General features: G+C 72.7%; 9 protein-coding genes. 6 read left to right on the top strand and 3 right to left on the bottom strand.

Annotated elements, in window-relative coordinates; translation table 11 throughout:
* The first annotated feature begins 29 nt into the window (after positions 1-29).
* The 3 genes from ACLB9X_RS05150 to ACLB9X_RS05140 all read left to right on the top strand — a co-directional run bounded on the left by ACLB9X_RS05150 (position 30) and on the right by ACLB9X_RS05140 (position 17,072).
* Positions 30-1,061 carry an iron-siderophore ABC transporter substrate-binding protein gene (locus tag ACLB9X_RS05150; protein WP_410359006.1) on the top strand — a complete coding sequence of 344 codons (1,032 nt, stop codon included), beginning with the start codon at positions 30-32 and terminating at the stop codon, positions 1,059-1,061.
* Positions 1,062-1,287: 226 nt separating this feature from the next.
* Positions 1,288-16,866: an amino acid adenylation domain-containing protein gene (locus tag ACLB9X_RS05145; protein WP_410359005.1), complete on the top strand. Its 15,579-nt coding sequence runs from the start codon at positions 1,288-1,290 to the stop codon at positions 16,864-16,866.
* The gene (locus ACLB9X_RS05140; RefSeq protein WP_410359004.1) at positions 16,863-17,072 is read left to right on the top strand and encodes an MbtH family protein; all 210 of its coding nucleotides are present in this window, start codon (positions 16,863-16,865) and stop codon (positions 17,070-17,072) included. Before ACLB9X_RS05145 ends, ACLB9X_RS05140 begins: the two co-directional genes overlap by 4 nt.
* Positions 17,073-17,217: 145 nt before the next feature.
* Here ACLB9X_RS05140 and ACLB9X_RS05135 read toward each other — a convergent pair whose 3' ends face one another.
* From ACLB9X_RS05135 to ACLB9X_RS05125, 3 genes are all read right to left on the bottom strand, one after another.
* Complete coding sequence (locus tag ACLB9X_RS05135; RefSeq protein WP_410359003.1) at positions 17,218-17,739, bottom strand: hypothetical protein; 522 nt, start codon at positions 17,737-17,739, stop codon at positions 17,218-17,220.
* 196 nt (positions 17,740-17,935) lie between these two features.
* Positions 17,936-19,747, bottom strand: a complete 1,812-nt coding sequence (locus ACLB9X_RS05130; protein WP_410359149.1) for an ABC transporter ATP-binding protein — start codon at positions 19,745-19,747, stop codon at positions 17,936-17,938.
* A 44-nt stretch (positions 19,748-19,791) separates the two neighbouring features.
* On the bottom strand, positions 19,792-21,504 hold the full coding sequence (locus ACLB9X_RS05125; protein WP_410359002.1) for an ABC transporter ATP-binding protein: 1,713 nt from the start codon (positions 21,502-21,504) through the stop codon (positions 19,792-19,794).
* Between the two features lie 228 nt (positions 21,505-21,732).
* Here ACLB9X_RS05125 and ACLB9X_RS05120 point away from each other — a divergent pair, with 228 nt between their 5' ends.
* The 3 genes from ACLB9X_RS05120 to ACLB9X_RS05110 all read left to right on the top strand — a co-directional run bounded on the left by ACLB9X_RS05120 (position 21,733) and on the right by ACLB9X_RS05110 (position 24,918).
* The gene (locus ACLB9X_RS05120; protein ID WP_410359001.1) at positions 21,733-22,800 is read left to right on the top strand and encodes a FecCD family ABC transporter permease; all 1,068 of its coding nucleotides are present in this window, start codon (positions 21,733-21,735) and stop codon (positions 22,798-22,800) included.
* A gap of 118 nt (positions 22,801-22,918) precedes the next feature.
* Positions 22,919-24,040, top strand: coding sequence for a FecCD family ABC transporter permease (locus ACLB9X_RS05115; RefSeq protein WP_410359000.1), 1,122 nt, complete (start codon positions 22,919-22,921; stop codon positions 24,038-24,040).
* Entirely contained in the window at positions 24,037-24,918 is an 882-nt protein-coding gene (locus ACLB9X_RS05110) for an ABC transporter ATP-binding protein (RefSeq protein WP_410358999.1), read from the top strand. The genes ACLB9X_RS05115 and ACLB9X_RS05110 overlap by 4 nt, the downstream gene beginning before the upstream one ends.
* The last annotated feature ends 19 nt before the right edge of the window (positions 24,919-24,937 follow it).

Here is a 24,937-nt window from a genome sequence, read left to right as displayed (position 1 = left end):
ACCGTGCAACCCCCGTGAAAGGAACAACCGTGTCCACTGGTACACGCCCCGCGCTGACGCGGCTCGTCAGACACCTCCCTCGTGCCGCCGTGGCGGCCGTGGCCGCGTTCGCCCTGACCGCCTGTGGGGGCGGTTCCCAGGAGGCCGAGTCGAAGCCGTCCGGGAGCGCCGAGTCCGCTGCTTTCCCGGTGACGGTGGAGCACAAGTACGGCAGCACGACGATCGAGGCGGAGCCGAAGAAGGTCGTCACGCTGGGCCTTTCGGATCAGGACGCGGTGCTTGCGCTGGGTGTCAAGCCGGTGGGTTCGGTGGACTGGTTCAAGGAGCAGCCGTACGGCAAGTGGCCCTGGACGAAGGACAAGTGGGGTTCGACCCCGCCGCAGATCGTCGGTGAGCGTGACGAGTACAACGTGGAGAAGATCGCGGCGCTGAAGCCGGACCTGATCATCGCGCAGTACTCGGGCATGAAGAAGGAGCAGTACGACACGCTGTCCAAGATCGCCAAGGTCGTCGCGCAGCCCAAGGGCCACGAGGACTACCAGGCGCCCTGGCAGGACATGACGCGGCAGATCGGCAAGGCGCTGGGCAAGGACGCCGAGACCGAGAAGCTGATCGCCGGCATCGACGCCCGCTTCAAGGCCGTCCGCGACAAGCACCCGGAGTGGAAGGGCAAGACCGTCACCGTCGGCGAGCCCTACGAGCCGGGTAAGTTCTCCGCGTTCTCTCCGAAGGACCCGAAGGTCATCTTCCTGTCGGAGATGGGCTTCACCACCTCCGAGAAGTACCGCGCCGCCCTCGGCAAGGAGAACATCGCGGACCTCAGCGTCGAGCGCCTCGACGTCATGGAGGCCGACCGCACGGTGTGGCTGGGCACCCCGGACACCGAGAAGGCCATGAGGGCCGACCCGCTGTACAAGAAGACCAAGGTCCACCAGGGAAAGCGGGACCTGTTCCTCCCGTACGACAGTCCTGACATCGGAGCCGCGCTCTCCTTCAACACGGTTCTGTCCATCCCGTACGCCATAGACCAGGTCGTGCCGAGGCTCGAGGCCATCAAGTAAGTCCGGACCAGGTGCCGCCTCCCGTCGGCACCGCTCCGGCCGCTCCGCCCTCCCCCTCGGCGGCCGTGGGGGGACCTCCAGGTGGCCGTGCCCACCGGGCGGGCGCGGCCTGGATTCACCGTCCTGTCGATCCCCTGCGCCATCGACGAGATCGTGCCGCGGCTCACGGCCGGCACCGCATGACGACCCACCACTGACGCACCACCAGGGAAAGGCCACACGAACGATGTTTGACGCCGAGTCGGGCCGGGCAACCGCTGCCGGTACCCCCGTCACCGGCGGGCAATCCGGCATCTGGCTCGCCCAGCAGATCGAGCCGGAGAACTCGGCCTACAACATCTCGTTCGTCCTCGACCTGCGCGGAGACATCGACCTGCACCGCCTCGCCGCCACCGTCCGGCAGGCAGTCGAGGAGGCCGAGAGCCTGCACGTCCGGATCGTCGGCGACAACGGCGTACCGAGCCAGGTGGCATCGCCCGTCCCGGTCGACATCCCGACCGTCGACCTGCGTGGCGAGTCCGACCCTGTGGCTGCGGCCCACCGGTGGGCCGACGCCGACCGGGACCGCCCCACCGACCTCGCGGCCGCCCCGCTCTACGCCCACGCGCTGCTGCGCCTCGCGGACGACCGCGTCTGGTGGTACCAGCGCTACCACCACATCGTCGTCGACGGCATGGGCATCGTCGGGATCTCCCGCCGGGCCGGTGACCTCTATACCCACGGCGACCAGGCCGCGGCCCCCGACTGGTCGCTCTCCCGGCTGGTCGACGCGGACGCCGCCTACCGCGCCTCGGAGGAGCACCAGCAGGACCGCGCGTACTGGCTGCGGCGCATGGGCGACCGGCCCGAACCCGTGCGGCTCGTCGAACGGTCGTCGGGGACGACCAAGCGGCGTCTGCGCCGCACGACCGAACTCGCGGCGCCCGCCGCCGGGCGGCTCCGCGACGCCGCGGCCGCCGCCGGCGTGCAGCTCTCCCGCATCCTGCTGTCCGCCGTCGCCGCCTACCTGCACCGGACCACCGGGGAGCAGGATCTGGTCCTCGGCCTGCCCGTCACCACCCGGCAGGACCCGGCGACCCGGCACATCCCCGGCATGGTCTCCAACATCCTGCCGCTGCGCCTCACCGTCCGCCCCGACATGACCGGCGTCCAGCTCGTGGCGGCGGTCGGCACGGCGGTCGCCGAGACCGTCACCCACAGCCGCCTGCGCGCCGAGGACCTGGCCCGCGACCTCGGGCTCGTCGACGGTGTGCAGGAGCTCGTCGGCCCCACGGTCAACATCCTCCCCAGCGGTGAGCGGATCCGGTTCGGTGACCTCGACGCCGACCTCGCCCCGATGTGGCTCGGCCCGGTCAGCGACCTCGCCATCACGTTCGGCGACTTCCGGGGCGGCCAGGGCCTGCGCGTCCTGCTCGACGCCGACGCCGATGCGTGCGACGAGGGGAAGCTGATCGAGCACGAACAGCGTTTCCTCATGCTGCTCCACGCATTCGCGACCGACCTGACCCGTCGGGTCGGACATCTCGAACTCACCACCGGCGCGGAACGCGCGCAGCTGCTCGACGAGTTCGGCGTGGCACCGCGCGAGGTGGCCGAACTCTCCTGGCCCGCGGCCTTCGAGCGGCAGGTACGGAGCACACCGGACGCCGTCGCCCTGGTGTACGAGGACCGCGAACTGTCGTATGCGGAACTCAACGCCGCCGCGAACCGCCTCGCCCGGCTCCTCGCCGCCCGGGGCGTCGGCCGCGAGGACGTCGTCGCCGTGGCGCTGCCCCGCTCCCCGGAACTCGTGGTCTGTCTGCTGGCCGTGATGAAGGCAGGTGCGGCGTACCTGCCGCTGGACGCCGACCACCCGCAGGACCGGATCGCGTACATGCTCACCGACGCGGCCGCCCGGACCGTCGTGACCACATGCGAGCTGTCCGCGGACCTGCCCGTCGCGCCGGGCGTCGTGCACGTCCTGCTCGACGAGCCGTCCGTGGCCGCCGAGTGCGCCGGCCTCGACGACACCGACCCCGGTGTTCCCGTCGCCCTGGACCAGGCCGCGTACGTCATCTACACCTCGGGCTCCACCGGCCGCCCCAAGGGCGTCGTGGTCCCGCACGACGGCGTCGGCAGCCTCGTCGCCACCGCCACCGACCGCATCGGCATCACCGCCGACAGCCGCGTCGTGCAGTTCGCGTCCGTCGGCTTCGACGTCACCGTCTGGGACCTGATCATGTCGCTGTGCGTCGGCGGCCGGATCATCGTCGTCCCCACCGAGCGCCGCGTCGCCGGCACCGCACTCACCGACTACATCGCACGCCACCGCGCCACCCACATGATCCTGCCGCCGTCGCTCGTCTCGGCGCTCCCGCAGGACTGCGAACTCCCCGACGGTTCTGTGCTGATCGTCGGCACCGAAGCGGTTCCCAGCGAACTGATCGCCCGCTGGGCCGGGCATGTGCGGGTCGTCGTCGCCTACGGCCTCACCGAGGCGAGCGTCAACTCCACGCTGTGGGTCTCCGACCCCGACCGTCCCGGTCCCGCCCCGATCGGCGTCCCCGACCCCAACACCCGCGCCTACGTGCTCGACTCGGCTCTCCGCCCCGTGCCCGTCGGCGCCGAGGGCGAGCTCTACGTCGCCGGGCGCGGCCTCGCCCGCGGCTACCTGGGCCGGGCCCGGCTCACTTCGGAGCGCTTCGTGGCCGACCCGTTCGGCGAGCCGGGCGCGCGCATGTACCGGACGGGCGACCGGGTGCGCTGGGGCGCCGACGGCAACCTCGAGTTCCTCGGCCGCGCGGACGGCCAGATCAAGATCCGCGGCCACCGCATCGAGCCCGGCGAGATCGAGAGCGCCTTCATGGCCTGCCCCGGCATCGCCCAGGCCGCCGTCCTCGTCCGCGAGGACCACCGGAACGTGCAGCGGCTCGTCGCCTACCTGGTCGCGGAGGCCGGTGCCGGTGCGGCCACGGACCACAGCACCGGTACGGACGCCGAGGCCGCCGTGGCCGAGGCCCGCGCCCGGATTGCCGCCACCCTCCCGGACTACATGGTTCCGTCCGCCGTCGTCCGCCTCGACGGCGCCCTTCCGCTGACGCCCAACGGCAAGCTCGACCGCCGCGCCCTGCCCGCGCCCCGGTGGACGGCGATGGGCGGCGACGACGCGCCCACCACGCCCGCCGAGACCGCGCTCGCCGGGTTGTTCGCCGACGTCCTCGGTCTGCCGTCGGTGGGCGTCCACGACAGCTTCTTCGAGCTGGGCGGCGACAGCATCGTGGCGATCCAGCTGGTGAACCGCGCCCGCGCGGCCGGTTTCGCGCTCACGCCGCGCGATGTGTTCCGGCACCGGACGGTCGCGGCACTCGCCCGCCTCAGGGGAGAGGCGGTGGACACCCCTCACGCTCTGAACGGTGACGTGCCCGCCCCGTTCTCGCTCGTCACGCTCACCGACGCCGAGCGCGCCGAGTGCGAGGCCGCCGTTGCGGGTCTCGCGGACGCCGTTCCGGCCACTCCGCTCCAGGAGGGCTTCTACTTCCACGCCTCCGTCGACGAGACAGGCGCCGACGGATACGCCGTACAGGACACCGTCGAGCTGGCGGGTGACGTCGACCCCGAGGCACTGCGGCTCGCCGTCCAGGGTCTCCTCGACCGCCACCCGCTGCTGCGCGCCGCCTTCCACCAGCTCCCGGACGGCAGGATCGTGCAGCTCATCGGCGAGCGCGTCACCCTGCCCTGGCGCTTCGACGACCTGTCCGGCCGGCACCCCGACCAGCGCGCGGCGGCGGCCGACGCCATCGGGGCCGAGGAGCGGGCGGAAGGATTCGACCTGGCCGTCCCGCCCCTGCTGCGGGCAGCACTGATCCGCCACGGCGCCGACCGTTCCGAGCTGGTGCTGACGCTGCACCACATCGTCGTGGACGGCTGGTCGGTGTCGCTCCTCATGCGCGAGCTCCTTGGTGGCTACCGGCCCGGCGTCGAGGCTCCGCGGCCGGCAGAGGACCCGGCGTACCGGGCGTACGCCGGCTGGCTCGCCGCACGCGACCGCAACGGAGCGCTGGGCGCCTGGCGCGACGCCCTCGCCGGATACGACGGCCCGGCCAGGCTTCCCGTACGAGGTGCGGACACCGGTGAGCGCCGGACCGGCACGATCGAGCTGGAGCTGACCGCGGCGGACACCGCCGCCCTCACCGCACGGGCCCGCGCGCTGGGACTGACGCTCGGCAGCGTCGTCCAGGGCGGCTTCGGGCTCCTGCTCGGCGACGTCACCGGCACCCGGGACATGGTCCTCGGCAGCACCGTCTCGGGCCGCCAGGCCTCCGTCGAAGGTGTGGAGAGCCTCGTCGGCCTTTTCATCAACACCCTTCCCGCACGGCTGCGGTGGCGCCCCGAGCAGTCGCTCGTCGACGTCCTCTCGCGGTTCCAGGACGACCAGGCCGAGCTGCTCGACCACCAGCACGTGGGCCTCGCCGACATCCAGCGCGCCGTGGGACGCGGCGAGCTGTTCGAAGCACTGGTCGTCGTCGAGAACCTGCCCGAGACCGGCGAGCCCTGCGACCCGGCAGGACTGGTCCGGATCACCGGCTCCCACATCCGGGACGCCGTCCACTACCCGCTGGCCCTCACCGTCCTGCCCGGCGAACGGCTCCGGCTGCGCCTCGACCACGATCCGGCCCGACTCGACCCGGCGGCCGCCCGCCGGTTCGCCGACCGGCTGGCGGCCCTGCTCGACCAGTTCGTCGAGGACCCGCTCCGCCCGGTGGCGCAACTCGCCCTGCGCACCCCCGACGAGGACCGGGCCACCCTCGACCGGCTGGCCGGCGCGGACCACGCCCTGCCCGGCGACACACTGCACGCGGCCTTCGCCCGGCAGGCCCGCCGAACCCCGGAGGCGACCGCGCTGATCCACGAGGCCGGGCGGACGACCTATGCCGAACTGGACGCGCGCGCCGAGGCACTGGCCGCAGCGCTGCTCGCCCGGGGCGTGACACCCGAGTCCGTCGTCGCCGTCGCCGTGCCCCGGTCGGCCAAGACGCTGATCGCCATGCTCGGCGTGCTCAAGGCAGGCGCCGCCTACCTGCCGGTCGACGTCGACTACCCGGCCGACCGGGTGCGTTACCTGCTGGAGGACTCCGGGGCGCGGACCGTTCTGGTCACCGCCGCGTCCCGGACCCGGCTGCCCGCACTCGACGGTGTGACCCACGTCGTGGTCGGCGAGGAGACGGCGGGAGCCGATCCCGTGTCCGGTCGTGTGCCCGCGGCCGTCCACCCGGACAGCGCCGCGTACGTGATCTACACCTCCGGTTCCACCGGCCGCCCCAAGGGCGTCGTCGTCCCGCACCGCGCGGTCGTCGGTCAACTCCTGTGGACCGCCGAGCGGTTCGGGTACGGCCCGGACGAGCGTGTGCTGCACCAGTACTCGACCAGCTTCGACCCGTCCGTACTGGAGATCTTCACGCCGCTGCTCACCGGCGGCGCCGTGGTGATCGCCCGGCCGGACGGACACCGCGACCCGGCGTACCTCGTCGGCCTGATCCGCGACGAGCAGGTCACCGGCGTCGACCTCGTGCCCTCCCTGTACGGCGCGCTGCTGGCCGAGGACGAGGCGGGTCAGTGGTGGGTGAGCCTGCGCCGCGCCTTCAGCGGCGGTGAGGCGCTGCCGGTTCCCCTCGCCCGTCGTTGGCAGGAGCGCACCGGAGTACCGCTGTTCAACGTGTACGGACCCACCGAGGCCGTCATCCAGGTCACCAGCTGGGAAGCGGACCCGGCTCCGGACGGGGCCACCGTGCCCATCGGGCGGCCGGTGTGGAACACCCGCCTCTACGTCCTCGACCGCCACCTGCGACCCGTCGCGGAGGGCGAACCGGGCGAGCTCTGCATCGCGGGCGCACAGCTGGCCCGCGGCTATCACGCACGCGCCGCGCTGACCGCGGAGCGTTTCGTCGCCGACCCGTTCGGCGGTCCGGGAGCGCGGATGTACCGCACCGGAGACATGGTTCAGTTCAGTGGAGACGGTGTGCTCACCTACCTCGGGCGCACCGACCACCAGGTCAAGATCAGGGGTAACCGGGTGGAGCTCGGGGAAATCGAAGCCCGGCTGCGCGACGAGCCGGCCGTCGGCGACGCCGTCGTCGTGGCACGCGACGACGAGCGGGGCGTCAAGCAGCTGGTGGCCTACCTGGTCCCGGCCGCCGGTGCACGGAAGCTGGACACCGAGGCCGTACGCGCCGCGCTGAGCGACTCGCTGCCCGCGCCCATGGTGCCCAGCCACTTCGTACGGCTCGACGCGCTCCCCCTCACCCCCGGCGGGAAGACCGACCTGGGGGCCCTGCCCGCTCCCGAGGCACCCAGGCGGCGCCGCAACGCCAGCGCACGCGAAGGCTACGAGCAGCAGCTGTGCGGCATCTTCGCCGAGGTGCTCGGCACCGAGGGGATCGACGCCGACGAGGACTTCTTCGTCCTGGGCGGCGACAGCATCCTGTCCATGGCGGTCTCCAGCCGCGCCCGCAAGGCGGGGCTGCCGGTGACCCCGCGCGACGTCTTCGAGCACCGCACCCCGGCCGCCCTGGCGGCCACCGTCGCCGGTGCGGCGGCCGCGGTCCCGGCACCCGTCGCCGACTCCGACGGCGTCGGTGACGTACCGCTGCTGCCGATCGTCCACCAGCTCCGCGAGGACGGCGGCACGATCAGCCGCTTCAACCTCTCCATGCTGGTACAGGCGCCCGCCACCGCCGACACCGAGAAGCTGACGCGTGTCCTGCAGGCGGTGCTCGACCACCACGACGGCCTGCGGCTCACCCTCACCCGCATGGACCTCGGCCCGGCGATCCCCGCCCTGTGGTCCGCACGGACGCTGCCCGTGGGGTCCGTCGACGCGTCCGGACTGCTCCGCCGCATCGACGCACGCGGCCTCGACGAGTCCGCTCTGCGCACGGTCGTCCGCGAGGAGTCCGACGCCGCGGCGAACCGCCTCGACCCCGACGCCGGCGTAACGGTGCAGGCCGTCTGGTTCGACGCCGGTACGGATCGGCCCGGCCGGCTGCTGCTCGTCGTCCACCACCTCGTGATCGACGGGGTGTCCTGGCGCGTGCTCCTCGGCGACCTCGCCACCGCGTGGGACGCCGTCGTGCGAGGCGAGTCCCCGGAGCTCGAGCCCGTGCCGACCTCTCTGCGGAGGTTCGCCCGCGACGTCACCGAGCAGGCCACCTCCCCGCAGCGGCAGGCCGAACTGCCCTACTGGGCCAAGACGCTCGCGCCCGGAGCCGACCTGGTCGCCGGAGCAAGGCGTACCGGAACGGCCGGTGCGGCGGGGGAGCACGTCGTCACCCTGGCCGCCGAGGACACCCGCGCGCTGCTCACCGCCGTGCCGGCGGCGGCCGGCGCCGACGTCACCGAGGTCCTGCTCGCGGCGCTGCGGCGAGCCGTCACCCAGTGGCGCCCCGACGCCGACCGTGACCTGCTGGTCGACCTGGAACGCCACGGACGGGACGGCACGGACGCCGACCTCTCGCGCACCGTGGGCTGGTTCACCAGCCTCCACCCGGTGCGTCTGCCCGCCGCCGACGACCCGTTCGACACGCTCAAGCAGGTCAAGGAGGCCGTGCGGTCGGCCCCGGACTCCGGTGCCGGATACGGCATGCTGCGCTACCTCAACCCGCAGCTCGCCCCCGTCTTCGCCCAACTGTCCACCGCCCAGGTCCTGTTCAACTACTTCGGCCGCCTCCCCGCCGAGCAGACCCACGACTGGGCGCCCGCCGTCGAGTCCGACGCGCTCGCCGTCGAGCCCGACGCCGATCTCGCGATGCCCTACCCGCTCCAGGTCAACGCCGTCTGCGCGGAGACCCCGAACGGCCCCGAGCTGCGCGCCACCTGGACCTGGCCCGAGGGCGACGTGCTCACCGCGGACGACGTGCGGGCACTGAGCCGCGCCTGGACCGACGCCCTGCGCGACCTCGTCGCCCGGACCGCCGCGCCGGGAGCCCGGCCCTCCCTCACCCCCTCGGACGTGCCGCTCGTCGCCCTCACCCAGGCCGGCATCGAGCTGGTCGAGCGGGTGAGCCCGGCGCCGGTGGCCGACATCTGGCCGCTGTCGCCGCTCCAGGAAGGCATCTACTTCCACGCCAGCTACGACACGACCGCGCTCGACGTCTACACCGCGCAGGACACCTTCGACTTCGACCGCCGGCTCGACGCCGACCGGCTGCGCGCGGCCGTCGCGACCCTGCTGCACCGGCACCCCAGCCTGTGCGCGGGCATCGTCAGCGACGGCCTGCCCGAGCCGGTGCAGTTCGTCTGCCCGGCCGCCGAACTGCCCGTACCGCTCACCGAGATCGACCTGACCGGCCTGACCGACGCCGAGCGCCGGACCCGGCTCGCCGAGATATCCGACACCGACCGGCACCGGCGGTTCGATCTCGCCGCGCCCCCGCTGTTCCGGCTCACCCTGATCCGGCTCACCGACACCACCGACCGGCTGATGCTCAGCCACCACCTCGTCGCGTGGGACGGCTGGTCCCAGTCCCTCTTCCTCGACGAACTGCTCGGCCTGTACGCGGCGGCCGGCGACGACAGCGCCCTGCCCGCCGCCGGAAGCTACCGGGACTACCTGAGCTGGCTCGCCGGCCAGGACTTCGACGCGGCCCGCGAGACCTGGCGGGGCGCCCTCGCCGGACTCGACGAGCCGACCCTCGTCGCCCGCGAGCGCGGTGACGAACCGACTATCCCGCGCCGCCGCACCCTGGCCCTCGGACGAGCCCTCAGCGACCGGCTGCGCAGCTCCGCGCGCGAGCACGGGCTGACCATCAACGCGGTGCTCTCCGCCGCGTGGGCACTCGTCCTGTCCTCCACCGTGGGCCGTGACGACGTGGTGTTCGGCGCCACGGTCGCCGGACGCCCGGCGGACGTGCCCGGAGTCGACACGACGATCGGCATGTTCCTCAACACCGTGCCGCAGCGGATCACCCTCGACCCGGCGGAGCCGGTCGGGGACCTGCTGCGCCGCATCCAGACCGAGCGCGTCGCCCTGATGGACCACGAGTACCTGGGACTCGCCGAACTCCAGCGGGCCGGCGGGCACCCCACCCTCTTCGACACCCTGTACGTCCTGCAGAATTTCGCCGACGAGGGTGCCTTCCAGCAGCTCACCGAGCGCCATGGCATCACGGGCGTGGGCAGCGTCGACGCCACCCACTACCCGATGACACTGATCGTCAACCCGGCCGAGACGGTCCAGGTCAAGCTGGAGTACCGCCCCGACCTGGTCGAGGACGAGCAGGCCGCGGCCACGCTCGACCGCTTCGGCGCACTGGTGGAACGGCTCATCGGAGACCTGACGACCCGAGTCGGCGCCCTCGACCTGCTGCTGCCCGGCGAGCGGGAGACCCTCTCCGCCGAATGGGCGGGCAGCCGGGAGCCGGTACCGAACGAGACCGTCGCCGACATGCTGGCCGCCCAGGTGGCCCGTACTCCCGACGCGGTGGCGCTGGTGTTCGGCGAGCAGGCCCTCACGTACGCCGAACTCGACGCGCACATCAACCGGCTCGCCCGGCTGCTGCTCGCCCGGGGCGCGGGACCGGAGAAGGCGGTCGCTCTCGCGCTGCCGCGCTCCATCGACATGGTGGCCGCGCTGTTCGCCGTCCTGCGCACAGGTGCCGCGTACCTGCCGCTGGACCTGGACCACCCGGCCGACCGCCTGCGGCTGATGGTCGAGGACACTCGGCCACTGTGCCTGCTGTCCACGACCGCCGTGGCCCCGACCCTCCGCGGTGAGACCGGCCCCGCCGCGCCCGAACTTCTCCTGGACGACGAGGCCGTGGCCGCGGAACTGGCCGCTCTCCCCGGCACCGGGATCACCGACGCCGAACGGCCCGCGTTCGCCCACGACCGGGCCGACCGCCTGGAGCACCCGGCGTACGTCATCTACACCTCGGGCTCGACCGGCACACCCAAGGGCGTCGTCACTCCGTACCGGGGCCTGACGAACATGCAGCTCAACCACCAGAAGGAGATCTTCGACCCGGCCATCGCCGCGGCCGGCGGACGACGGCTGCGCATCGCACACACCGTGTCCTTCGCCTTCGACATGTCCTGGGAGGAGCTGCTCTGGCTCGTCGAGGGCCACGAGGTCCACGTCTGCGACGAGGAGCTGCGCCGCGACGCCGAGGCCCTGGTCGCCTACTGCGACCGGCACCGGGTCGACGTGGTCAACGTGACGCCCACCTACGCCCAGCTCCTCGTCGAGGAGGGCCTGCTCGACCAGGCCGACGACACCACAGCGGGGAAGCACCGCCCCGCACTGGTCCTGCTGGGCGGCGAGGCGGTGTCGGAGACGGTGTGGACGAAACTGCGCCGCACCGACGGCTGTTACGGCTACAACCTGTACGGCCCGACCGAGTACACGATCAACACGCTCGGCGGATCGACCGCCGACAGCGCGACCCCCACGGTCGGCGTGCCCATCCGCAACACCCGCGCCTACGTCCTCGACGCGATGCTGCGGCCCGTTCCGCCGGGCTGCCCCGGTGAGCTGTACATCGCGGGCACCGGTCTGGCGCGCGGCTACCACGACCGGCCCGGCCTGACCGCCGAGCGCTTCGTCGCCGATCCGTTCGGCGAGCCGGGAGGGAGGATGTACCGCACCGGTGACCTCGTACGCCGGCGTCCCGACAGCCTGCTCGACTTCCTCGGCCGCACCGACGACCAGGTCAAGATCCGCGGCTACCGCATCGAGCTGGGCGAGATCGCCTCGGCCCTGTCCGCACACCCCGAGGTCGCGCACGCCGCCGTGGTCGTGAACGAGGCCACCGGTAGCAAGCGCCTGGTCGGCTACGTCGTACCGGAGGACGCCACCGAGGCGGGGGAGGAACTGCTCCAGCGGCTGCGCGACCACCTGAAGGCCGGCCTGCCGGACTACATGGTCCCGTCCGCACTCGTCGCCGTGGACACGCTGCCACTGACCGTCAACGGAAAGCTCGACGTCAGGGCGCTGCCCGCCCCTGACTTCGGAGGCAGGGGCCCCAGTCGCGCCGCCCGCACGCCGCGGGAGGAGACCCTCTGCGCCCTCTTCGCCGAGGTGCTCGGCCTGCCCGAGGGCAGCGTCGGCATCGACAGCGACTTCTTCGAACTGGGCGGTCACTCGCTGCTCGCCACCCGTCTGGTGAGCCGCGCCCGCACCGCGCTCGACACCGAACTGGCCATCCGTCACCTCTTCGAGGCGCCGACCGTCGCGGAGCTGGTGGAACGCGCGGACCGCTCCGGCGGCGCCGCCCGCCCGGCGCTGACCGCCGGCGAGCGGCCCGAAGAGCTGCCGCTGTCCCACGCCCAGCAGCGGCTGTGGGTCGTCCAGCAGATCGAGTGCACCTCCGCCGCCTACAACTTCCCGCTGGTGATGCGGCTGCGCGGCGCCCTGGACATCGACGCGTGGACCGCCGCTCTCGCCGATGTCACGGCCCGCCACGAGGCCCTGCGCACGGTCTTCGCCGAGCGAGACGGCCAGGCGTTCCAGCGGGTCCTGCCGGCCGAGGAGGCCCGACCGGTGGTCGAGCTCGTGCGCGCCACCGAGGACGAGGTGCCCGGCCTCGTCGACGACGAGGCCAACCGGCCCTTCGACCTCGCCGCCGAACTGCCCCTGCGGGCCACGATCGTGGAGGTCGCGCCCCACGACCACGTCGTCATCCTGCTGCTGCACCACATCACCACCGACGAGTGGTCCGACCGCCCGTTCCTGCGCGACCTGGCCACGGCCTACGAGTCCCGCCTCGCACACGGCACGGCCCCGGACTGGGAGCCCCTGCCCGTCCAGTACGCCGACTACGCCCTGTGGCAGCAGCGTCTGCTCGGGGACCCCACCGGCACGGACAGCCTGGCCGCCCGTCAGCTGGAGTACTGGCACGCGACGCTCAGCGGGGCGCCGGAAGAGCTCGAACTGCCCGCCGACCGGCCCCGGCCCGCCCGCCCGGCGTTCTCGGGAGCCGAGCTGGACATCGACTTCGACGCCGACGTCCACGAGGGTCTCAAGCGGCTCGCCCGCGAGACCGGCGCCAGCATGTTCATGGTGGTGCACGCGGCCGTGGCCGCCCTGCTGCACCGTATGGGCGCCGGGACGGACATCCCCCTCGGCGCGCCCATCGCGGGGCGCGGCGACGAGGCGCTGGACGACCTGGTCGGCTTCTTCGTCAACACCCTCGTGCTCCGCACCGATCTCAGCGGTGACCCGAGCTTCACCGAGCTGCTGAGGCGGGTCCGCGAGACCGACCTGGCGGCCTTCTCCCACGCGGACGTGCCGTTCGAGTCGGTCGTGGAAAAGCTCAACCCGACCCGCTCGCTCTCCCGGAACCCGCTGTTCCAGGTGATGGTCGGCTACCACGCCCGCACCGGCGACGCACTGGAACTGGCCGGGCTCGACGTGGAGTACGTCCCCTTCCGTATCCGCTCCGCCAAGTTCGACCTGGTGTTCAGCTTCACCGAGCACACGGCCGCCGACGGCTCCGCGGGCTCCCTGGCCTGCCGCCTGGAGTTCGCCACCGAGCTGTTCGACCACGAGAGTGCCGAGCGGATCGGCGACCGGCTCCGGGCGCTCGTCACCGCCCTCGTCGCCGCGCCCGAGCGGCCCGTCTCGCAGGCGGAGATCCTCGCCGCCGACGAGCGTCATCTCGTCCTGGAGGGCTTCAACGGCACCCCGCGGCCCGTCCACGAGGAGACCCTGCCCGCGATGTTCGCGCGGCGGCTCGCCGAGCGGCCCGACGCGGTCGCCGTCGTGGACCGCTCGCATGCGGTGACGTACGAGCGGCTCGACGCGCGGTCCAACCGCATCGCCCGGCTCCTGGCCGCGCGCGGTGTGGGCGCGGAGAGCGTGGTCGGCGTGGCCGTGCCCCGCTCCGCCGACATGATCGCCACGGTGCTCGCCGCGCTCAAGCTCGGTGCCGCGTTCCTGCCGCTCGACCTGGCCCACCCAGCCGACCGGCTCGGCTACATGATCGAGAACTCGGGGGTGAACGTCGTGGTCGCCACTGAGTCCGTGGCCGGGAAGATCCCGGACGTGGCAGGGGTGCCGGCGATGCTGCTCGACGAGCCGTCCGTCGCCGCCGAGCTGGACGGTCTGCCGGAGACCGCCGTCGAGAGCGGACCGGTCGCCCTGGACCAGGCCGCGTACGTGATCTACACCTCCGGCTCGACCGGACGCCCGAAGGGCGTGGTCGTCCCGCACGAGGGCATCGCCTCTCTGGTGGCGACCGCCGTCGACCGGATGGGTCTCGAACCCGACAGCCGTGTGCTGCAATTCGCCTCGATCGGCTTCGACGTATTCGTCTTCGAGCTGTCGATGGCGCTGTGCCACGGCGGCCGGCTCGTCCTCATCACCGACGAGGCGAGGGTCGCCGGGCCCGCGCTTACCGACTTCCTCGCGCACCAGCGGATCAGCCACATGATCCTGCCCCCGTCCCTGGTGTCGGCGCTGCCGCCCGGCTGCGAGCTGCCCGAGGGCTCGACCGTCCTGGTCGGTACGGAGACCGTGCCGCCGGACCTGTTCGAGCGCTTCGGCACCACGGCCCACCTGATCTGCGCGTACGGTCTCACCGAGGCGACGGTCAACTCCACGCTGTGGTCCTCCCGCGAGCAGGGTGGTCCCTCCGGCCGAAGGTCAGGGGCAGGCCGGCCCACCGGCCGGGTCCCCATCGGTCGACCCGACCCCAACACCCGCTGCTACGTCCTCGACGACCACCTGCGGCCCGTCCCGCCCGGTGTCGTCGGCGAGCTGTACGTCTCCGGACGCGGCCTCGCCCGCGGCTACCTCGGCAAGGCCGGGCTGACCTCGGAACGGTTCGTCGCGGACCCCTACGGCCCGCCCGGCGGCCGCATGTACCGCACCGGCGACCGGGCCCGCTGGCGCGCGGACGGGAACCTCGACTTCCTGGGCCGTGTCGACACCCAGGTCAAGGTGCGCGGCTTCCGTATCGAGCTCGGGGAGATCGAGGCGGCGCTCGCCTCGCACCCGTCGGTCGCGCAGGCCGCGGTCGTGCCGGACCGCGACGGCGACATCGTCCGCCTGGTCGGGTACGCCGTACCGGAGGCGGGAGAGGCCGGGGAGGCAGACCCGCAGGAGCTGCGTGCCCATGTGGCGGGCGTACTGCCGGAGTACATGGTCCCGGCACTCGTCGTACCGCTGGACGGCCCCCTCCCCCTGACCCCCAACGGCAAGCTGGACCGCAAGGCGCTGCCCGCGCCGGACTGGTCCGCGATGACCGGCGACGCGAGCCCGGCGACCAGGACACAGGCCCGCCTGGCGGACCTGTTCTGCGAGATCCTCCGGCTGGAGAAGGTCGGCATCCACGACAACTTCTTCGCGCTCGGCGGCCACTCCATGGCCTCGATGCGGCTCCTGGGCCGTATCCGCACGGAGTTCGGCGTCGAGCTGAGCATCCGGGACGTCTTCGACGCGCTGACCGTCGCCGGTCTCGCCGGCAAGCTGGAGGGCGCGGCGGCCGCCCGCCCGGCGCTTCGGCCCGCCGAGGACACCGAAGACACTGCCGGCGCCCCGCTGCCGCTCGCCCCGGCCCAGCGCTGGGAGTGGGAGGCGCACCGCCGCACCCCGGGCTTCGACCACGCGCTGGCCCTGCGGGTACCGGAGGGTGGACTGGCCGCCGCCGCACTCGCCGACGCCCTGGCCGATGTGGTGGCCCGGCACGAGCCGCTGCGTACGGCGTTCACCGAGCGCGACGGTGTGGTGCTCCAGCGGCCTGCCGAGGCCCCGGGGCTCACGCTCGACCGGTGCAGGGACCTGGACGCCCGCCTGGCGGAACTCGCCGCGCAGGCCCCGGACCTGGAGCGCGAGGCCCCGCTGCGGGCGACGCTGCTGACGGATGCGGCCGGTCACCAGGCTCTCCTGCTGACCTCGCACTACCTGGCGGTGGACGAATGGTCGGTGGTGCCGCTGTTCCGTGACCTCACCACGGCGTACGCGGCCCGCACGGAGGGCCGGGCGCCCGAGTGGGAGCCGCTGCCGGTGACGTACGCGGACTACACCCGCTGGGCGCACCAGGTCCTCGGCGACCTGTCCGACCCGGAGAGCCGGGGTGGGCGGCAGCTCGCCTACTGGCGGCAGACGCTGGAGGACGTACCGGTGGAGCTGGCGCTCCCCACGGGCGCCCCGCGCCCGGGGGCCGAGGGCGGCGTCTGTCTGGGATTCGTCCTGGACGAGCAGTTGCACGCGGCCGTGGACGAGCTGGCCCGGGCCACCGGCACCAGCATGTTCATGGTGCTGCACTCCGCCTTCTCCGCGCTGCTCACCGCCCACGGCGCGGGCACCGATCTGCCGATCGGTACGATGGTCGCCGGCCGTGGCGACGACCAGCTGGCCGACCTCGTCGGCTGCTTCCTCAACACGGTGGTGCTGCGCACCGACACGGCGGGCGATCCGACCTTCGCGGAACTGCTGACCCGGGTACGGGAGACCACCCTCAGCGCCCTCGACCGGCAGGACGTGCCCTTCGACGAGGTCGTCCGGGCGACCGGACTGCCCCCGCAGGGCCCGCAGGTCATGGTGGTCCACCACGAACAGGCGGATCTCGGGCAGCTGGAGGGCGGCAGGGGCTCCTTCCACGCCGTACCGACCGGCTCGGCCCGGACGGAGCTGACCCTCAGCTTCTACGAGCCGCAGGGCGACGGACCGGTGCACTGCGAGCTGATCCACGCGGCCGGCCTGCTCGGCCCGGAGAAGGCCCGGCAGCTCGCCGAAGAACTTCAGACACTGCTGCGCACCGCGGCGGCCGACCCCGAGCAGCCGCTCTCCGAGCTGTTCACCGTAAAGTCCACGAGGAGTGACGACGCATGAGCACCAACCCGTTCGAGGATCCGCAGGGCCGATTCCTGGTCCTGGTCAACGACGAGGACCAGCACTCGCTGTGGCCCTCCTTCGCCGAGGTACCGGCCGGCTGGCGCGTCGCCTTCGGCGACGACACGCGCGAGGCGTGCCTCGCCTACGTCGAGACGAACTGGACCGACCTGCGCCCCAAGAGCCTGGTCGCCCAGCAGGGCTGAACACGCCGCAGCGCACTGTGCCGCCGCCCGCCGAGAATTCCTCTCGGCGGGCGGCGGCGTGCGTTCGACGGCCGACGTGCTCGCTGCCCGGCGCGGGGAGCATGCCTGCATCCGCAGCGAGAAGGGCATCCGCCGGGGGCGGACGTCAAGCACCTTCAAGGGGTTGCGCCTGTTTCCATGCCCGGTGCCGCTTCGCGTACGACCAGGTCACCGCGGTCATCAGTACCGGGATGGCGAACAGCGGGGCGAAGGCGAAGGCCCAGAGGGTCTGTGCTGTACCGCTCGACATGTACGTCTGGCTCTCGACGGTGAAAGCGACCACGAGTTGCCACAGTGCCACCAGGACCAGGATGCCCGAGGCGGTCCAGGCCGACGCGGCGAGGGCCCCTGGGCGCAGGCGGCGCCACCGGTCGCTGACGAGCAGCAGCGGTAACAGGGCGGCCAGCTCGGCAAGAACGGAGAGGCCGACGACATAGGCGATGCCCCAGCCCGGGATGTCGTACACGTCGCGCAGCACCTGGTCGCTGTACCCGACGTAGACGCCGGATGCCATGGCGATGCGCCACAAGCTGGACGGGAGCGCGCACAGAGGGATGGCATGGGCGGCGCGGCGAGCCCAGACGGGCGCGGCTGTGAGTGTGGCGGGAGGAACGGTCGCTGTCGTCATGAACACATGCTGGCCCCGGACACAGCAGCCGCGCTTCATCCGTCACGGCGCACCCTCTCCACCCCGCGGATGAGGGCGCAGCCGCTGAGGTAGGACCTGAGAAGGGGGGATCGCGCGAACCGCACACCCCGCTCCTTCTCTCCGGCTGCCGGGCGACGCGCCGACGTTCCGCGGCGACGTGAGCAGCCCGGGCGGCTCACGCCTCCCGCGGGGGCTCCCGGCGGCTGTCGGACCAGGCCGACCAGAGAGCGGCGTAGCGGCCGCCCGCCGCGACCAGTTCGTCGTGCGTGCCGGTCTCGGCCACCCGCCCCTGGTCGAGTACGACGACGCGGTCGGCGGAGGCGGCCTGGGGCAGGCGGTGGGCCACCATCAGGCCCGTACGGCCTTCCAGGGCCCGGGCGGCGGCTGCCTCCAGGACGCGTGCGCCGGCGCTTCCCGCGTCTGCGGTCGCCTCGTCCAGGATGGCGATCGGCGGGTCCGCCAGGACGAGGCGGGCCAGGGCCAGGTGCTGGGCCTGTGTCACGGTCAGCCGGTGGCCGCCCTCACCGACCACCGTCGCGAGACCTTCGGGGAGCGCTTCGACCCAGTCCAGGGCTTCCACCCGCCCCAGTGCCGTGCGCAGTTCCTCGTCGGTGGCCCCCGGGCGCGCCAGCCGCAGATCCTCGGCCAGTGGTCCCGCAAACACATGGACCTCCTGGCTGATCAGCGTCACGGCGCGCCGGACTCGGGCCGGACCCAACTCGCGGGCCTCGACCCCGCCGAGCACGATCGAGCCCGCGGACGCCTCGTGGACGCCCGCGACGAGTTTCGCCAGAGTCGTCTTCCCGGCGCCGCTCGCACCCACCAGAGCGACCCGTTCGCCGCTGCGGACCTCGAGATCCACGTCACTCAGGACCGGGTGGCCCTCGACGTACGCGTGGCTGAGCCCGGAGACCTTGACCGTGCCGTCCACGGGCTTCTCCTCGGTGTCCGGTTCGGGATTCGGCTCGACGGGCAGGTTCGACACCCCCACCAGGCGGGCGAGGCTCGCGCCGGCCGACTGCGCGTCGTCGATGAGGAACAGGGCGGCGTTGATCGGATTGAAGAGGCTGTGGAAGTAGAGCGCGGCCGCGGTCGCCGTGCCGATGCTCACGGAGCCGTCGTCCACCAGGAAGAAGCCTGTCACCAGGACCCCGGTCAGTCCGATGAACTCTGCCGCGTTGAGACGGGAGAAGAAGCCGGAGACCAGCCGGATGCCTTGCAGCGCAAGGCCGACGGCCTCACGGGACCGCCGCTGAAGTGCCTGCGCGTGGCTGCCGTTCAGCCGGAACGCGCGTACGGTGCGGGCACCGCCGATGCTGTCGAGGAGTTGGTGCTGCAGCGCGCCGCTCGCCACCCGGTGCCTGGCGTACACCGACGCGGCACGTGGGATGTACCAGCGGACCGTCAGTACGTGCACCGGCACGGCGAGCAGGACGGCGAGCAGGAAGCGCCAGTCCAGTACGGCAAGTCCCACGAGCGTCAGCGCGATGGTGAGGAGTGCCGTGGCGAACTCCGGCAGCGCCTGGCGCACCGCCTTCGCGATGATGGTGACGTCACCGGTCACCCGGGAGGTCAGGTCGCCCGAACCGGCCTGTTCGACCCGTTCCAGGGGCAGGCGCAGCGCCCGTCCGACGAACCGCTCGCGCAGGTCCGCGAGGACGGTCTCGCCGAGGCGGGCGACGAGCGAGTGGCCGATCGCGGTCGCCGTGCCCCGGGCCACTGCCACCGCCACGAGCAGCACCATCGGTACCGTCAGCGCGCCCGCCCCCCGCAGTTCGGCGACGAGGTCGACGATACGTCCGAGCAGCGGAGCGGTGAGCAGGCCGATGCCCGTGGCGGCGATCAGCACGGTGACCGCGAGTACGGTCAGGAGCCGGTGGTGCCGCAACAACGCCCGGACGGCCGCGAGCGTCTGTGGGCCGGTCGCGGTGGGCAGCAGCTCGCGTTCCCCGCTCGCGCCGCGGTCCGCCCTACGGGGTTCGGTCATCTCGGGTCCTTCGTCGTTCACCAGATCGTCGCTCGTGAGCTCTGTCATGCCAGCACCGCCGCACGGTATGCCTCGTGGGAGGCGACGAGTTCCTGATGGCGGCCGTCGGCGGTCACGGTGCCGTCGTCGAGCAGCACCACGCGGTCGGTCGCGGCGAGCAGCGTGGGGCTCGTGGTGACCAGGATCGTCGTACGGCCGTCCCGGAGCTGGCGAAGGCCGGCGGCGATACGTGACTCGGTGACCGTGTCGACCGCGGTCGTCGGGTCGTGGACGACGAGCACCGGGGGGTCGGCGGCGAGCGCCCGGGCCAGGGCAACTCGCTGGCGCTGACCGCCGGACAGGGACCGGCCGCGTTCGGCGAGGACTGTGGCCGTGCCCTCGGGGAGCGCCCGCGCGACGTCGTCGGCGGCGGCCACGGCCAGGGCGGGCGCGAGGTCGGCTTCCCCGGCGTTGGACCCCGCCCGCACGTTGTCGAGCAGACTGCTCTCGAACAGGTCGGCGTCGTGGTGGGCGACGAGGATGGCGCGGCGGGCGCTCCGAGGGTCCAACTCGGTGAGTGGTACGCCGTCGAGTTCGACGGCCCCTTCGGCGGGGTCGAGCTCCCTGCCCAGGCAGAGCAGCAGGTCGTGCGCCGCCGCCGGGTCCTTCGCGACGACGCCGATGACGGAGCCGGCGGCGATGTCGAGGTCGACGCCGCGCAGGGCGCCGTGTCCGAGCCCGCGCAGCCGGATTCCGCCGGGGACGGAGTCGGGGAGTACGGCCCGTCCGGTCGCGACGGCGGGCGACGAGGCGAGCACCTCGGCGATCCGGTCGGCGGAGGCACGGCCGAGCGCCAACTCGCCGTTGACGTACGTGAGGAGCTGGAAGGGGCCGAGGAGGTACTGGGCGAGTCCGACGGCCGCCACCAGTTCGCCCACGCTGATCGAGCCGCGCATGGCCAGATGGGCGCCGGCGAGGCCGATGGCCGCGATGAAGATGCCGGTGAGTGCGAGGATCGCGCCGTCGTGCCAGGCTCGGCTGCGGGCGGCCCGCAGTGCGGCGGCCAAGGAGTCCTGGCTCGTGCGCCGGTAGCGGGAAACGGCCGCGGCCTCAGCCCCGATACCCTTCAGCACCCGCAGGCCCGCGACGAGGTCGGCGGCGACGCCGGAGGCGTGCGCGGCACGCTCCTGCTCGATCTCGCTGCGCTCTTCGAGGGGGCGGCTGATCCGGTGGCCGAGCCACAGCAGGGGCGGGACACCGAGCAGGATGAGCAACCCGAGCGGCACCGAGACGCGGAGCAGCGCCACCGCGCTGACGATCAGCCCGGTGAGCGCCGACACCGCGTACGGCACGGCGGCCGCGACCGCTCCGACGCGTCTCGCGTCACCGGTGGCGACGGCCGTGAGCGCGCCGGGCAGCCGTCCGGCGTCGGCTCCGCCACGGGGATCGAGCACCCTGGTGCCGAGGTCGACGCGGAGTTGGTGTGCCGCGTGTTCGCCCGCCCCGTCGGTGATCCTCGCGGCGGTCCGGTAACACGTGGAGAGAACCAGGAAAAGGACGGCGAGGACGAGCAGCCAGCGCAGGAGAGCGGCCGAGGAGCCGGTGGACACGGCTCGGTCGATGACGACGCCGATCACGACGGGGACAAGCGCCTCGCACGCCTGGTGGGCCATGCCGAGGAGCGACGCCCCGACGACCCTTCGGCGCTGACCCCTGATCGTTCTCCGGAGGACGAGGCCCCCCGTCGGTCCCCCCTCGTTGGGTCCCCCCACGGGCATGCGGTACCTCCGCGAAGACGTCGATTAGTTAGGTAAGCCTACTCTAATCAGGTCGCTCGCCAAGGCTGTCGGCGGTGGTCGCCCCCGGTCGGCCCGTGACCGGCGGCCTCGTCGGGGGTCCACGCGTTGACCCTGCCGAGAGCTTCGGTTAGCCTCACCTAAGTCTGTGTCTGTTGTCACGTCACATGTGTTGTCTCGCGCGGGAGTCGCCGCCAGGGGGAGTTGTCGTTGTCGGTCGAAGCCCAAGCGGCGCCCAGGAGCGGATCGAGCGGTCCGGCCGGGCCGGGGGTCCGCCGGTCCGTGGCCGCCCTGCGCGGTCTGGGCCTGCTCGCGACCCTGGCGGCCCTGGTTCTCGTCGGACTGCTCAGCGTGTGGCTGGGCACCCGGGGCATCCCGGTCACGTCCACCTGGAACGCGCTGTGGCAGCCCGACGGGTCGGAGGCCTCGGTCATCATCCACGAGTACCGGATCCCCAGGACCGTCCTCGGGCTGCTCGTCGGTGTGGCCCTCGGACTCTCCGGCGCGCTCATGCAGTCGCTGACCCGCAACCCGCTCGCCGACCCGGGGCTGCTCGGTGTGAGTCTCGGCGCCTCCACGGGAGTCGTCGTGGCCATCGCCTTCTTCGGTGTGGGTACGGCCCTGGGCTATGTGTGGTTCGCGTTCCTCGGTGCGGCGGCGGCTTCGGTGCTCGTCTACGTCCTGGGCTCCTCGGGGCGGACGCTGGCGACGCCCGACCGGCTCGTCGTCGCCGGAGCGGCGGTGACGGCGGTGCTCTTCGCCTTCAGCTCCGCGGTACTGCTGCTCAACCCGCGCGCCTTCGACCAGTTCCGGTTCTGGACGGTCGGGTCCCTGGCGGGCCGGAACACGGACATCGTCCTCATCGCCCTGCCCTTCGTCGCCGTGGGCCTGCTCCTCGCGCTCGGCCTGGCCCCCTCCTTGAACGCCCTGGCCATGGGCGACGAGGCGGGGCGAGCCCTGGGCGTGAACGTCGGCCGGACCCGGGTGCTGGGCGCCGTCGCCGTGATGCTCCTGTGCGGCGCGGCGACCGCCGCGGCCGGCCCGATCGCTTTCGTCGGCCTGGTCGTCCCGCACGTCGCCCGGTTCGTCGTGGGTCCAGACCAGCGCTGGGTACTGGCCTATTCGATGCTGTTCGCACCTGTTCTGCTGATCGGTGCCGACGTCCTCGGGCGGGTCCTCGGCTCCCCGGGCGAGATCCAGGTCGGCATCGTCACCGCGTTTCTCGGAGCCCCGCTGTTCATCGCACTGTGCCGTCGCCGGAAGCTGGTCATGCTGTGAGTGGCACTCATGAGACCGCCGGGCCGCAGACAGGCCACAGAGCCGCACCTCCGCTCCTCGCGGGCGGAGACGGGGCTACCTCCCGGGCGTCGGCCCTGGGGGAGAACGAGGAGACCCTGTGAGTGCCGTACGGGAGTCAGAGGCATCCGCCCCCGATCAGCGACCCGTCAAGAACCGAGCGACCCCCGCGACGCCGCGCGTCGTCACCGGGATGGTCGTCCGTACCCGCAACGGCGGCCTCTCCCTGCGGGTCCAGGGCCGCGCCCTGGCCGTCACGGCCGTCCTGGGCGCCGCGCTCGTCCTGCTCATGGGTGTCACCCTCACCACCGGCGACTTCGAACTCTCCGTCGGCGAGGTCCTCCAGGCGCTGTTCGGCAACGGCTCCGGGGCCGCAGACTTCATCGTCAACACCCTGCGCATGCCCCGGCTGGTGACCGCCCTGTGCGTCGGCGCCGCCCTGGCCGTCAGCGGCGCCGTCCTGCAGAGCCTGACCGGCAACGCGCTGGGCAGCCCCGACATCATCGGCTTCACCAACGGCTCGGCCACCGGCGCCCTCGTCGTCATCGTGGTCCTGAACGGCAGCATGACCCAGATCGCCCTCGGGGCACTCGTCGGGGGACTTGCCACCGCCGCGGCGGTCTCCCTCCTCATGCTGGGCCGGGGCCTGCAGGGCTTCCGCCTGGTCGTGGTCGGCATCGGCGTCAGCGCCCTGCTCCTCGCCCTCAACTCGTACCTGATCACCCGGGCGAGCTGGCAGGAGGCGCTGGAGGCCCAGGCGTGGCTGATCGGCAGTCTGGGGAACCGCCTGTGGATCCACGCGAACACCATCGGCCTCGCCGTCCTGGTGCTGCTCCCGCTCGCCTTCTTCCTCGCCCGCCGCCTGTCCATGGTGGAGATGGGCGACGGCATCGCCACCGCCCTCGGTGTCCACGTGACCCGGACGCGGGCGGCACTGCTCGTCATCAGCGTCGCCCTGGCCGCCCTCGCCACCGCGGTGACCGGCCCCATCGTGTTCATCGCCCTGGCCGCTCCCCAACTGGCCCGCAGACTGACCCGCTCGTCCGGTCCGGCTCTCCTGCCGTCCGCCCTCATGGGCGCCCTGCTGCTCGCCCTGAGCGACCTCGTCGTGCAGCGCATCTTCGCACCGGCGCTCCTCCCTGTGGGCACGGCTACCGGGACCATCGGCGGGCTGTACCTCATCTGGCTGCTGATCACCGAGTCGCGAAAGAGCCGCGCATGACTGGAACGAACTCCCCGCAGCCCCGGCTGCGCGCCGAGGACCTCACGCTCTCCTACGACCAGCGGACGGTGGCCACGTCGCTGAGCGTCGACATCCCCGACCACTCCTTCACGGTGATCATCGGGCCGAACGCCTGCGGCAAGTCGACGCTCCTCGCGGCGCTCGCCCGGATGCTCAGGCCCAAGACCGGGCAGGTCTACCTCGACGGCGTGGCGATCGCCTCGTATCGCTCGCGCGAGGTCGCCCGCCGCCTCGGCCTCCTCCCGCAGTCGTCCACCGCGCCCGGCGGCATCACCGTCGGCGACCTCGTGGCGCGCGGCCGCTACCCGCACCAGCGGATGCTGAAACAGTGGTCCGCCGAGGACGAGGCGGCCGTGACCGCGGCGATGCGGCAGACCGGCGTACTCGAACTCGCCGACCGGCCCGTCGACGACCTCTCCGGCGGCCAGCGCCAGCGCGTCTGGCTGTCCATGGTGCTGGCCCAGCAGACGTCCATCCTGCTGCTCGACGAGCCCACCACGTTCCTGGACATCGCCCATCAGGTCGAGGTGCTCGACCTGTGCGCCGAACTGCACGCGCGCAAGGGCCACACGGTCGTCGCCGTCCTGCACGACCTCAACCAGGCGTGCCGCTACGCCACCCACCTCGTCGTGATGCGGCCCGGCGGTGTCATCGCCGCCCAGGGCGACCCGGCCACCGTCATGACCGCCGAACTCGTCGAGGACGTGTTCGGACTGCCCTGCCGGATCATCGACGACCCCGAGACGGGCACGCCGCTGATGGTGCCCGCCGCGCCCAGGCGGTACGAGACGCGGGCCGGGGCGCGCGACCCGCAGGGCGCCACGTCCGCCGCCACCGTGCTCGCCGAAACCTCCTAGAGACGGACGGACTTCGCCC

Origin of the sequence: Streptomyces sp. 5K101, assembly GCF_046506645.1 — a bacterium.
GTDB lineage: Bacteria > Actinomycetota > Actinomycetes > Streptomycetales > Streptomycetaceae > Streptomyces.
This window is presented reverse-complemented; position numbering and strand designations above follow the sequence as displayed.